Annotated in this window: 9 protein-coding genes and 3 tRNA genes; 8 read left to right on the top strand and 4 right to left on the bottom strand. The window is 52.7% G+C overall.

All coding sequences use genetic code 11. The features are described 5' to 3' along the window. Positions 1–36 precede the first annotated feature (36 nt). The 3 genes from EDM56_RS16650 to EDM56_RS31895 all read right to left on the bottom strand — a co-directional run bounded on the left by EDM56_RS16650 (position 37) and on the right by EDM56_RS31895 (position 4319). A complete protein-coding gene (locus EDM56_RS16650; protein ID WP_122918997.1) occupies positions 37–1047 on the bottom strand; it encodes a hypothetical protein in 1011 nt (336 codons plus the stop codon). 179 nt (positions 1048–1226) lie between these two features. Beyond that, the gene (locus tag EDM56_RS16660; protein WP_246009414.1) at positions 1227–3284 is read right to left on the bottom strand and encodes a hypothetical protein; all 2058 of its coding nucleotides are present in this window, start codon (positions 3282–3284) and stop codon (positions 1227–1229) included. 6 nt (positions 3285–3290) lie between these two features. Then, entirely contained in the window at positions 3291–4319 is a 1029-nt protein-coding gene (locus EDM56_RS31895; RefSeq protein ID WP_246009415.1) for a GNAT family N-acetyltransferase, read from the bottom strand. Between the two features lie 177 nt (positions 4320–4496). Here EDM56_RS31895 and EDM56_RS16665 point away from each other — a divergent pair. From EDM56_RS16665 to EDM56_RS16700, 8 genes are all read left to right on the top strand, one after another. Further along, positions 4497–4573: transfer RNA gene (locus EDM56_RS16665), tRNA-Arg, on the top strand. A gap of 8 nt (positions 4574–4581) precedes the next feature. After that, a tRNA-Pro gene (locus EDM56_RS16670) sits at positions 4582–4658 on the top strand. A 5-nt stretch (positions 4659–4663) separates the two neighbouring features. After that, positions 4664–4745 (top strand) — tRNA-Leu (locus EDM56_RS16675). A 126-nt stretch (positions 4746–4871) separates the two neighbouring features. Further along, positions 4872–5396 carry a type 1 glutamine amidotransferase domain-containing protein gene (locus EDM56_RS16680; RefSeq protein ID WP_122918999.1) on the top strand — a complete coding sequence of 175 codons (525 nt, stop codon included), beginning with the start codon at positions 4872–4874 and terminating at the stop codon, positions 5394–5396. 225 nt (positions 5397–5621) lie between these two features. Next, the gene (locus tag EDM56_RS16685; RefSeq protein ID WP_122919215.1) at positions 5622–7778 is read left to right on the top strand and encodes an ATP-dependent Clp protease ATP-binding subunit; all 2157 of its coding nucleotides are present in this window, start codon (positions 5622–5624) and stop codon (positions 7776–7778) included. A 258-nt stretch (positions 7779–8036) separates the two neighbouring features. Continuing rightward, positions 8037–8492, top strand: a complete 456-nt coding sequence (locus tag EDM56_RS16690; RefSeq protein ID WP_122919000.1) for a Dps family protein — start codon at positions 8037–8039, stop codon at positions 8490–8492. A 168-nt stretch (positions 8493–8660) separates the two neighbouring features. Then, entirely contained in the window at positions 8661–10301 is a 1641-nt protein-coding gene (locus EDM56_RS16695) for a dynamin family protein (protein WP_122919001.1), read from the top strand. A 3-nt stretch (positions 10302–10304) separates the two neighbouring features. Beyond that, entirely contained in the window at positions 10305–12284 is a 1980-nt protein-coding gene (locus tag EDM56_RS16700; RefSeq protein ID WP_122919002.1) for a dynamin family protein, read from the top strand. A 61-nt stretch (positions 12285–12345) separates the two neighbouring features. Here the strand turns inward: EDM56_RS16700 and EDM56_RS16705 are convergent, their stop codons facing one another. Then, the gene (locus EDM56_RS16705) at positions 12346–12837 is read right to left on the bottom strand and encodes a hypothetical protein (protein ID WP_122919003.1); all 492 of its coding nucleotides are present in this window, start codon (positions 12835–12837) and stop codon (positions 12346–12348) included. Between the last annotated feature and the right edge of the window lie 95 nt (positions 12838–12932).

The raw sequence follows: 12932 nt of genomic DNA on the forward strand, positions 1-12932 counted from the left end.
AGTTCGAGACAAAAATCACATCGTACCGAAAACAGATTAGAGCAGCCCTTTGCGTTTTCCGATCCAGAACGCACCGCCGGCCAGGACCAGGATGCCGCCGATCACGCCGACGGTAACCGCTGGATTCACCTTAGATTCAGCGGGTGCCTCCGTTGGTGCGGTTGGTGCCGTTGCGGATTCTGCTGTCGCACCGGTCGCCGCGTTCGCACTGCCTGATGCAGGCTGTGAAGGTTGTTCTGGCGTCGTTTGCGTGTTCGCAGGCGCAGGCGGAGCGGTGGTTGTAGCCGCCGGATTCTGCTCACCCATAGTCCCAGGCTGTTTGGCTGCTGGTTGTGTACTTGCATCAGCAGGTTTGGTCGCTGGCTGCCCTTGCTGCGGAGTAGCCGCTGGCTGTGCCGCTTTGGCGGCAACAGGCTGCTGGGCAGGCTGTGCAGCTGTTGTTTTCGCCGGCTCTTGCTTCGCGACCGTAGTGCTTGCTTTTATTGACGCGAGTGGAGCGAGCGTGCTCATCACCACGTTTTTCTCCGTCTGGTACAACTGTTTGTCAGGCGCAACGACGCCAACGCCGAACAAGCCCGGATTGCCTAGCGCTGTCAACGCTTTGTCGAAGGCGGCGTACACTTTTTTCGACCCGGCATCTCCAACGGACGGCTCAAGAACGGCAAATGTGCCGCGGCCTTTGGCGAGCATCAGCTTTGCTTTCGCATAATCGTTGAATTCCTCGTCGACCGATTTCAAGCGGCGTTCAACGTTTTTTACCAAAACAACCCGATAATTATGTAACGCGAGGTCTTTTTGCTTGCTCTTCAAGTTTGATTCGATCGTATCCGAGAGGGATTGGCCGAATTCGAGAACGATTTCCGCTTTGCGCGCATTGTACGCAGAGAGCGCGCCAGCCCAGTCCTCGGGGCTCTTTTCCAATTTAGCAGCGATTTCTTTATACGTTTCAGCTACCTCTTCCTTGTTCGGATCGCCATAAGAATAGGCAAAAGCCGTAACAGGCTGTACGATGAGCAGCAGGAAGATGAGCAAGCAGCGGTAATACAAAGGAAGACCTCCTTACGATGCATTTGAGATTGATAATGATTATCAAAAGGGTAAGCCCTTTTATCATAAGGTGGGAAACTATGTCGCGTCAACAAAGATTTTCGGGTCAGAACAATGGGAAAAAGGGAAAGGCTGCCGGACACAAGGTGTCACTGGCAGCCTGGTTTTGGCAGGATGAGTTAAAAACGGAGCTGCCGCAGCGCATGTAGGGCATTGTCGGCAATCGCTTCTTCCGTAAATACGAAAAATACAGGGGACAGGAAAGTTTTGTCGCCGTGAGCCAGATCGAGCTCTCGGCTGATGGAAAGGTTGGTCACTTCCTTATTAAAATACACTTCCATCTCGGCCGCAGTCAGGTCGGTAACCACCTGCATTTTGCGCACGCTGTCGGTCGTACCGAATAGCAGGCTGCTCGACTCGGCAATGAACCCTTCCTCATGCCCGATGGCGGCGTGGACCGGCTCGTTGCTTGCGTTATGGGTTTGCACCCAGCTTCCGGCCGTGTTCGGCATGGCAAGGAAGATGTTTGTATTCCATTCTTCTTGATGGAAGTATACGCCAGTCTGTTGCCTGATCGCGACCGTATGGCACAGAACAGGGGCACCGGGCAGGAGAAGAAAATATTGGTCGTAGGAAAGTCCCGTGAACTCCTCTTGCTCAGCGACATCGACACTGATTTTGATCCCTTCCCAAAGGTTTCCCTTCGTATCGTGCAATGTCGCGAAAGAGCCACTTCGCTTTTCTTTCATCAACGAACGGGCATGTAGCTCAGCGGGCAAATTGAAGATCCCGCCTACGTACGGGTTCCACCATGATTTGGCAACGAGCTCGGGAAAGGAACGGTCCAGCCATTCTTTATTGCCGGCTGTAAGCGACAGGAGGGAAGGGAAGAAGTTAGGCGCCGCCTCCAGCCGAATCAAGCCGTTGTCTGCAAATAGAGTAGCGAACCCGTCGCGCGAGCCGTCACCTTTTTCGATCTGGTCGGGACCCACTGGAATTATCACATCGGTAAACTGCGCTGAAATCGTTCTTTGATTGAAGGAAGCCGTTACGAGCTGGATATCGCCGGTGCTGGCTGGTGGTGTTAGCGTGAAAGATGCGCTTGTCTCTTCATCATCACTCGATAGATCGTGTGTTTGTTCGTGAGCTGAACCATTCGTCTTTATTCCCAAAGCGACTTCGCCGTCTAGGTACTGTAGTTTGTAGTCCTTCAGGGTCGCTTCCACTTCGGCATTCGCAGATACAAACGGGTTCCGCTCATTAATGATCAGCTCCTGATGGCGGTAGAGCGGTTTGTTTTCCACTGTATTCATCTGTAGCGTATGGGCGCGGAACTCCCGCCAGTCGGTGAACGAACCCATGCTGATGAGCAGCGGCTTGGTCGTGCGTGTTTCCTGTGCAGCCAACAGCCCTACCTCACACTCGAGCTGCATGCGCCAGCCTTCAAAAATGGGGGAAAATTCCACGGGCCAGCTGATCCCGCACGGCGTAGCATCTCCCCGCACAAACAGCCAGTTTTCCGCCAGATTGCTGCTCTCCCAATATTCAAAGGAACTGCCTTGCGAGTCGTTCGTTTCAATGAAGCCATCTTCATAAGGCAGGATCACCCGATAAAGCCCAGTGGAAAGGGCCAGCGTGAATGACAGCTCCCGCGGCACATCTCCTGTGTTGGTCATTTCGTGCCACTGTTCTACCGTGCCATCTCCATAGAGCAGCGTATGGATGGCCAGCAAAATCCCGGCGAAATCACCGGAACGATAGGTGACGGTCAGCCCAATCCCGCCGTGCTTCTCAAAGTAGGTGACAGATTCCGGCTCTTTTTTGGAAAACTCGCTGGAGTACGGTTTGCCGATCCGCGGATAATAAAAGGTCGGGGGCGTATCGGAGGAAGCGTTGTGCAAGAGAATCTCATGCTCTTCCTTGTCGAAGGCGACCGCATACTTGCCGTTATAAATCATCCAGCTCGTCTCGGTTTCGCCGCGAAGCCGTGCCCCCAATCCGGTAAAGGCTGCCCCAACCTTTTTGCGAAACGCCACGGAGCGTCCTCCTTCAAGCGTAGCGGTGATCGGAATAGTCGCTTCATAGAAGCCGAAATCACCGAGACGATAGGGGATCGCAAGGGAAACGCGTTCCTTTGCTTTTGCTGTAACAGCATATGATGTTTGATCAAGCGTAAGGAAAGGAGAGTTCGGCAGCTCCAGCGAAAACGAGGCCGTTTCTGGAAAGTTGTTTTGCAAATCGAGTTAAAAAACGCCTTTTTGGTCGCGATGGTGCAGTGTGCCGGGGACCGTGACCGATAGAGACGCCGGGAACTTGGGCACGATGCCGACTTGGAAGAGAGCGGATTTTCCATTGATGAGGAGATGGGCGCGGACGCATGGATGCGTCGTCCAGACGCTTTGCTCACGGTCGATTTCGCCGACAGTGAAATGGCCGGTAATCGATAGCTCCTGCTGCACGGTCACCTCTTCCGCCAGTTCGAACACGATGTTTTTGTCATTTTCACCTGCGAGCTTGATGTGCAGCGGTTTCCCTGACTTGTTGACGATGCGGTATGTAACGGGATAGCGGCTGCCGAACACCAATTCCGCTTGCTCCACAGTCGCGCTGATCAAGTAATCATCGGTTTCGATCAGGCGCAAACCTCTCCCGCGTCTCTCGAACTCGACGCGCAGGCGCACGTCATCGCGCTGCCAGCTGTATTCATAATAATCGAAGCGATTTTCGGTTCGGCCATCGGGCTCCACCTCGATGGGTCGCGTGCTGTCGCGGTACCAGTCGATCGTGGTGAAGGTATCGGCGATGGCTTCTGTCTGCAGCACCGTCGGGATAAAATTCATTAAGTGTGTGCTGTCGTCGCGGCGCTCCCAGAAAAAACCGCATTTCTTGTAAAGCGGGATTGCCTTTGTGTTGCCAGCCCACGTATAGAGGTCGAGGCGCGGCCACCCGAGTTTGATCGTCTCCTCGACAGCGCGCAGCACCAGCAGCTTGCCGACCTTTTGGCCTTGATACTCGGGGCGGACATTGAGCAACGGAATGTAGAGCGCGCCCGTATCTTCCCGGTATTCACCGAAGCTGCAGTATCCGGCTACCTGCTCCCCGTCCATCGCCAAAAAGACGCGCAGTGCATCGGAGGTGGCTTCCTCTTGCAAAACCTGTTCTGTTGTCTTGATACTGTTTCCGCCGCCCCAGCCATCCTGGCTGTTGTTCCACATGTTGGCCACGGCAGCCGCTAGCTCAGGGCGATAGTCGACGAGATTGATCCGATCCATAATTGGTCCTCCACGATAGATTTGGAAAAAAAAGGTCCTTCCTTGTACTATACGTTGCATGTGGAACGCTCGTTTCAACTTTTTTCACCAAAAATCCGCAAAAATTTGTCGAAAGGAAAGGGATTTCCTTGCATTCTGGCTGTGAATATAGTAACATAGTCGATGTTGTTACTAGATGTGCCCTTAGCTCAGCCGGATAGAGCGTTTGACTACGAATCAAAAGGTCGGGAGTTCGAATCTCTCAGGGCACGCCATTTTTTGTCGGGAAGTAGCTCAGCTTGGTAGAGTACTTGGCTTGGGACCAAGGGGTCGCAGGTTCGAATCCTGTCTTCCCGACCAGTTTTGCCGGTGTGGCGGAATGGCAGACGCGCGCGACTCAAAATCGTGAGGGAAACCGTGGGGGTTCAAGTCCCTTCACCGGCACCATACATACGTAAAGCAAACGGCAGCTTGCATAGGCACTGTCGTTTGTTTTTTTTATATCTTTCATTTGGGACGATACGCTGCAAGCTGATACAATAGAATGGTGAATCTAGCGAAAGGGGTGGCAGAATGAGATTGGCAGACAAAAAAGTGGTTTGCTACGTGGAAGAAGAATTCGAGGATCTGGAGCTGTGGTATCCGGTCATGCGCTTGCGAGAGGAAGGGGCGACCGTCCATTTTGTTGGTCCGCAGGCGAACAAGAAATACATCGGTAAGTATGGAGTGCCGTGCGAGTCGGACAAAGCAATGGGCGACGTGTCCGCAGAAAATTATGACGGCGTGCTCGTACCAGGCGGCTGGGCGCCGGACAAACTGCGCCGCTATCCGGAAATCTTAACGTTCATCCAGGAGATGCACAAGGCGAAAAAGCCGATCGGTCACATTTGCCATGCAGGCTGGGTGTTAGTTTCGGCAAAAATTTTGCAAGGCGTGACGACGACCTCCACACCGGGCATCAAGGATGATATCGAAAATGCGGGTGCGACCTGGATCGATGAGGAAGTGGTCGTGGACGGACATATCGTCGGCGCACGCCGTCCGCCAGATTTGCCGGCTTACGCCAAAGCGTTTGCCGATTTGTTGGCGAAAGCATAGCTCTACTACTATAAAAAGCGAAAACCATTCGACAGGAACGTCACGTAAGTGCGAGCCGCCGAATGGTTTTTTTATTTTTCCATCTGCTACCTCTTGAAAGTCAAAGAAGGTCAAAGTATAATCAAATCATCGAAGGTCAAACAAGGTCAAACAATGATGGATGACGAAGCCTTTGATCCTAATCAATACAAATCGAACCTTGTCAAATACGAGGAGGTAAGAATTATGTTATGCCAACAATGCAATGAAAACCAAGCTAACGTGCTTTTTGCAATAACCGTACAAGGCAAATCGCAGAAGATGTATCTGTGCGACACTTGCCAAGCCAAATTGATGAATAAAAACGGAGCAGGCGTGAGCGGCAAAGCGTACTCGCCGTTCTCCGGACTGGATGACTTTTTCAAAGGATTCGGCATGCCGACGATGGATATGATGAATCGGGCGGAGCGGGCCAATCCGCAGTTTGATACACCTGTGCGTGGCGGCGGCTTGCTCGATGAGCTTGGCCGAAACGTAAGCGACGCTGCGAAAGCGGGCCTGATTGACCCTGTGATCGGTCGCGATCCGGAAATCGAGCGCGTCATCGAAATTCTCAATCGCCGCAACAAAAACAATCCTGTTCTGATCGGGGAGCCTGGCGTTGGGAAGACGGCGATCGCGGAAGGATTGGCCTTGCGAATCGCGGAGGGCCAGGTTCCAGCCAAGCTGCGCAACAAAATGATCTACACGCTCGATGTGGCATCGCTTGTAGCCGGTACCGGCATTCGCGGCCAGTTTGAGGAAAAGATGAAACAGATCATTGCAGAGCTCCAAAAGCGTAAAAACGTGATCCTGTTCGTCGATGAAATCCATCTGCTCGTAGGTGCAGGCTCCGCAGAAGGCTCGATGGATGCGGGCAACATCCTGAAGCCAGCACTGGCGCGCGGTGAGCTGCAGGTCATCGGGGCGACTACACTGAAGGAATACCGCCAAATCGAGAAAGATGCTGCGCTTGAGCGTCGCTTCCAGCCGGTTATGGTTAAGGAGCCGTCTGTCGAGGAAGCAATCGCGATCTTGCAAGGCTTGCGATCCAAATACGAAGCATTCCATCAAGTGACCTACTCGGATGATGTGATCCGCGCTTGCGTTGAGCTCTCTCACCGTTATATCCAAGACCGTTTCCTGCCGGATAAAGCGATTGACCTGCTCGATGAAGCGGGATCCAAGGTGAATTTGCGTTCCTCTACACAAGACGTGGAAGACTTGCGGGAGCGTCTTGAGCAGGTGAGCCAGGAAAAACGCAATGCAACGGTCCGCGAGCAGTACGAAGAGGCAGCCAAACTGCGTGACGAAGAAGAACGCATTTTGCAGCAGCTTGATCAGGCGGAAGGCAAAGAACAGCGCACCGCTGTCACACTCGAGGACATTCAAGGCGTGATTGAAACGAAAACCGGCATTCCGGTGAAAAAGCTGCAAAGTGATGAACAGGCCAAAATGAAAAACCTGGCTGAGCAGCTGGAGAGCAAAGTAATTGGTCAAACCGATGCGGTGAAACAGGTCGCAAAAGCGATCCGCCGCAGCCGTGCGGGTCTGAAGCCGAAAAACCGTCCGATCGCCACCTTCCTGTTCGTCGGCCAAACCGGGGTCGGGAAGACCGAGCTGACCAAAGCGCTGGCTGAAGAGTTGTTCGGCACGAAAGACTCGATGATTCGTCTGGACATGAGCGAGTATATGGAGAAGCATACCGTGTCCAAACTGATCGGTTCGCCACCGGGCTATGTCGGCCATGAAGAGGCCGGACAGCTGACCGAACGCGTCCGCCGTAACCCGTACAGCATTATTTTGCTCGATGAGATCGAAAAAGCCCATCCGGATGTGCAAAACATCTTCCTGCAAATTTTGGAGGACGGCCGTCTGACCGATAGTCATGGGCGAACTGTTACCTTCAAGGATACAGTCATCATCGCGACAAGCAATGCGGGACAAACCGAAAAACGCCGCATTACCGTCGGGTTCGGCGCAGAAACAGCGGAAACGCAGGCGACAACAGTGATGGAGTCGCTTGCAGGCTACTTCCGACCAGAGTTTTTGAACCGCTTTGATGCGATCATTCCGTTCAATCCGCTGACGCGCGATGACCTTGTACGCATCGTCGATCTAATGCTGAAAGATACGGTGGCGACTCTGGAAGCGCAAGGGCTCGAGGTGACCGTAAGCGAGCAGGCAAAAGCGAAGATTGCGGAGCTCGGATACAATCCTTCCTTTGGAGCACGCCCGCTGCGCAGAGCGATCCAGCAGCATGTGGAGGACGGCGTTGCCGATCTCTTGATCGAAGAAGAAAATGTGCAAGCGATTGTGATCGATGCCGATCAGGATGGAATCCGCATCGTCAAAAAAGCGTAAAGCGCTTGAGCATAAGTAGACTGTTGGGTAAGCCCGGCGGTCTATTTTTTTTGTTAAAGGCTGGAACGGATTACCTGTATGTGGGAGCGGCGAGTGTGCACAATAAAAGCGTCATGCATGCGATCTGAATAAAGATGAAATGATTATTTTATTATAGTAATTATTTATTTAAAATAATTCTTGATAAGAAGAGTTATTCGTGGTAAGATAAGTACATGAACAAGAAGCGCTTCACAAATTGGAAAGGGGAACTGACGGATGCAAAAAACAATTGAAACGTTGAACAAACAGCTTGCCAACTGGAACATTCTTTATGTAAAACTGCACAACTACCACTGGTTCGTGAACGGTCCGCAATTCTTCACGCTGCATGAGTTGTTCGAATCCCTGTACAATGAAGCGGGGACAAATATCGATGAATTGGCAGAGCGCATTTTGATGATCGGCGGCGCTCCGGCTGCTACTATGAAACAGTATTTGCAGCTCGCATCCGTGCAGGAAGCGGCAGGCCAAGAAAGCACCGATGACATGGTAAAAGCCATTATCAATGATTTCCGCCAGGTAGCTTCCGAGTCCAAGGCGGGTATGGTGACAGCAGCCCAAGAGGGTGACGAAATTTCTGCGGACATGCTGAAAGATATTCAAGCAAAACTGGAAAAACACGTATGGATGTTGAACGCTTTTGCAGCGAAAGAACGCGTAGCGGTTCGCTAATTCATCCCTTACAGAAACTGGGTCTGCAACCGTGCGGACCCAGTTTTTTTCTGCGGAAGGCGAAGTTTTTCCGATACCGATAAAAACCAAACCAAATAACATTGAATAAACATAAGAAGATATGGTACATTCGGCATGGTAGAGAAGAGAGAGATGGAGTGAGAGCAAATGAACGCCAACCAGGTGATGGAGAAAGCGCAGATCGCGATCTCCGATATGGCAGACCGACTTGAACGCATCGCAGCTCAGATGCGGGCAGCGGGCGACGAGACGATGGCTGCCAAAATCGCACAGCTGCTGGATAAGGCGCGCACGGGCGAAATGAGCATTGCCTTCTGCGGCCATTTTTCCGCAGGGAAGTCGACGATGATCAACACCCTTTTGGGTAAGGATATTTTACCGTCCAATCCGATACCGACCAGCGCCAATGTGGTCAAAATCCGCGGCGGTGAGCCAGCGGCACGTGTTTACACACGCAATTCGGGCGTGCTGACCTTTGATCCGGACACGGAAATGTCGAAGCTGAAGCAGTACGCGATCGATGGCGATACGGTTGATTGGGTGGAGATTTCCTACCCTGGCACGTTCCTCGGCGAGCAAGCGGGGCTGCTCGATACGCCCGGCATCGATTCGACCGATGCAGCGCACAAAATCGCAACCGAATCGGCGCTTCATCTAGCGGATGCGGTCGTTTACATGATGGACTACAACCACGTGCAGGCAGAAGAAAACTTTGCGTTCACAAAGATGCTCAAAGACTGGGGGAAACCGGTCTATTTGGTCATTAACATGATCGACAAGCATCTTGATTTCGAGCTGGATTTTGACAGCTATAAAGAGAGCGTCGTGGATGCGTTCGCTACGTGGAACATCCAGCCGGACGGCATTTTCTATACATCGTTGGCTGAGCCAGACCATCCGGAAAATCAATATGAAGCGTTCTATGCGAAGCTGCAAGAGTTGATCGGCGACCGTGAACAGCTGATCGAACAAAGCATTTTGATGTCTGCCTACCAGCTAATTGAAGACCATCAGCGTTTCCTAAGCGCCCAGCATGCAGACAAGCGCCGGGCACTGGAAGAGAAGACGCAGGTCGAACTGGACGATGTAGACGCTAGCGACGCCCAGTCGGTTGCTTCCGCACTTCAAGAGGTGACTGCGCGGATCGCCAAAGAAACGGAACAGGTAAGCAAAGCCTACAAAAAAATGGAAAGCGATTTGACCGTTCTGCTGGACAATGCCCGCCTCACGTATTACAGCACGAATGAGGCAGCAGAGCGTTACTTGGAGAGCCGCCGCCCCAATTTCAAGGTGGGTCTTCTGTTTGCCGGCAAAAAGACCGAAGAGGAAAAAGCAGCACGCGAGCAGGCGCTGCTTGCAGACCTGCAAGAGAAGGTTTCGGCGAATCTCGACTTCCATTTCAAGGAGCTTTTGACCAGACTGCCGCAAGAGTATGGCATTCGCGACGACGCTTACCATCAGGAGGTACATGGGCTGAAAATCGCCATTACGCCTGAACTGTTGGCATCGCAAGTGAAACAGGGTGCCGCTTCGCGCGAGTATCTGTTGAATTACTGCCAAGACATTTCCAATTCAATTAAAGCAGCGTATCGCCGTGCGGGCCTTGCGCTGATCGAACGCGTCATCAAACAGCTGGAAGATCGTTTGGCGGACGAATCGGCTGCATGGCGCGAAAGCGAGCTAAAGCTAGCGGCCGTAGCAGACGCCCACAAAGAGCTCGCGGCATTACAGGCAACCGAGGAGCAAGCAGCAGACCGCCTGCGTGCCATCCTCGTAAAGGGAGAGTAAAAGATGAATCAGTTGAAGCAAAAATTGATCGATGCTGCGGTGCAGCTGCGCAGCACAAGCGATGAAATCCGCATCGTACCGGGCATGCAGGCGCAAGCCAAGGCGATGAATGATCGTGCAGGAAGACTGGAAGATAATCGATTTACCGTAGCATTGTTCGGCGCCTTTTCCGCTGGGAAATCGTCGTTTGCCAATGCGTTGATGGGAGACATGATCCTTCCTGTCTCGCCGAACCCGACCACAGCGGCTATCAACAAAATCATGCCGCCTACCGAGCAATATCCACATGGAACCGTGCGGGTTGTCGTCAAAACGCGCGAAGCGATCGAAACGGATGTATTGCGCTCGCTGGCTGTGTTCGACATCCATGCGAAAGATTTGGAGAGCGGACTGGCGGAAGTCGCGCGCATCGATGTGGCGCAGGTTGCACCAAATGCGAAGCCGCACTACACCTTTCTGAAAGCGGTAGTCAAAGGGCATCCTGAAATGTCAGCGCATATCGGCGGTGAGCTGATCGTCGACATGCAAGCCTTCAAAGGCTTTGTCGCCAAAGAAGAAAAAGCCTGTTATACGGATTATATCGAGCTTTTCTACAGCTGCGCACTGACGGACCAGGGCATCGTCTTGGTTGATACGCCGGGCGCGGACTCGATCAATGCCCGCCATACCGGTGTCGCATTCGATTATATGAAAAACGCGGACGTCGTTTTGTTCGTGACATATTACAATCACGCGTTTGCCCAAGCGGACCGCGAATTCCTGCTGCAGATGGGCCGCGTGAAGGATACGTTTGAAATGGACAAAATGTTCTTCCTGGTGAATGCAGCTGACTTGGCCGCATCTCAAGAAGAGCTGGACGGCGTCGTGACGCACGTCGAGAAAAATCTGCTTTCTTGTGGAATTCGCAATCCACGGATTTATCCAATCTCCAGCCAAACTGCGTTGCTCGCACGTTTGCATGAAAAAGGCAAGCTCGCCGGTTCTTCGGAGAAAGTGTACCGTTCCCGCTTAGCGCTAGCAGAAACCGATGAGTTGCCGGCGCCAGAGGTGGGTCTCAACCATTCCGGTTTAACCCACTTTGAGCAAGACTTCCTGCGGTTCACGTTGGAAGAATTGACGCAGATTGCGGTAGACGCAGCCTACCATGATATCAGACGTGCACATTCGCTTTTGGGCGAATTCATCTCGATGGCGCAGGCGGACGGCGATTTGCGCGCCCAGCGCAGAGAGCAGGCTGTCGTCGCGCGCGAAGGCGCAAAAAACGCGGTTACCGGGCTCTCCACGGCAAATGAGGAGCGCGATATGGACAAGGAACAGAGCGAGCTGATCTACTACGTGAAGCAGCGCCTGTTTTTCCGCTTTACCGAGCTGTTCAACTACGCGTTCAATCCGTCCGTGCTCAAAGATGACGGGCGCAACATGAAGCAAGCGGTGCAAGGTTCTTTGACCGAGCTTTTGCGCATGATCGGCTATGATTTGGGACAAGAGCTGCGTGCGACGTCCTTGCGCGTGGAAAAATTCCTCAACAAGCTTGGAGCTCGGCTCGTGGAGCAATGGGGCAAGGAAATCGCTAGCATGACGGGTGGACTGGCGCTCGCGGCCTATGTGAATCATTCGGTAGAAACGCCTGCGGTTCCGGAGGAGCTGCCGCTTGAAGCGAGCATGGCGCAGCTCAACAAAGCGCTTGGATTGTTCAAGAGCACGAAAGACTTTTTCGAACAGGATGGCAAAACCAAATTGCGCGATGAGCTGGAAAAATTGCTGCAGGATCCGGTGGCAGGCTTTTTGGCGCAAGGAAAAGATCTATTGGTCACTCAATTCGACCATGCGTTCGCCGAGATGGTGACGACTGAGCGAAACCGTGTGCTGGAGCAGATCGACGAGTATTTCACCGGGGTATTCGCAGCGCTCGACATGACACTTGACCTCGATGATTTGCGCGCGCGCTATGAACGTATCGGCACCGTGCTGCAATCGCGCTAAACATAGGAAAGACCGACAGGAAATGGTCCTGTCGGTCTTTTTCTTAGTTGCGTGTTCATCTTTATTGAACTTGAATTTGTCCATCCTTGCCCAAGAGGACGTTGAACTCCTTCACCACGGTAGGGGCTATCTGCGTATTAGCCAGGTCATAGCGCAGCACCTGGAAAGTGCCATCTGCCGTCAGCTTGCCTTTGAACTCGAGGCCAAGCAGATCGGATTTGTAAAAGCTGAAATCAGCCAGTTCGGTCTTTTTCAATTCAGCGGCAACCAGCTTGCCGTCACCGGAAAACATGGCGGCACGCAAAGCAGCTGAGGATTCGTATTTTTGCTGGAGGAAGCTTTGCAGCTGTTTGGCGAGTTCGGAATCGGCGATCTCCTTGCCTTTTTCCACAACCTGCTTGCCCGTTTCCACCGCTTGTTTGCCCACTTCAACCGCCTGCTTGCCCGTATCGATCGCTTGCTGGACAGAGGTTGTCGCTTCCTGCACGCCCTGCGACACGTCGGAGCAGGCTGCCAATAGAAGCGTGGGGATGAGAACCAATGCATAACGCATGAGGGTGTCCACTCCTTTGACTTGTAAAGCTCTACCCATTATTGTAGCGCAAAAACACGGACGGGGGAGAATATTTTTCTGCTGTAGGCTCAACT

The organism is Brevibacillus fluminis, from assembly GCF_003710825.1.
Taxonomy (GTDB): Bacteria; Bacillota; Bacilli; order Brevibacillales; family Brevibacillaceae; genus Brevibacillus_D; species Brevibacillus_D fluminis.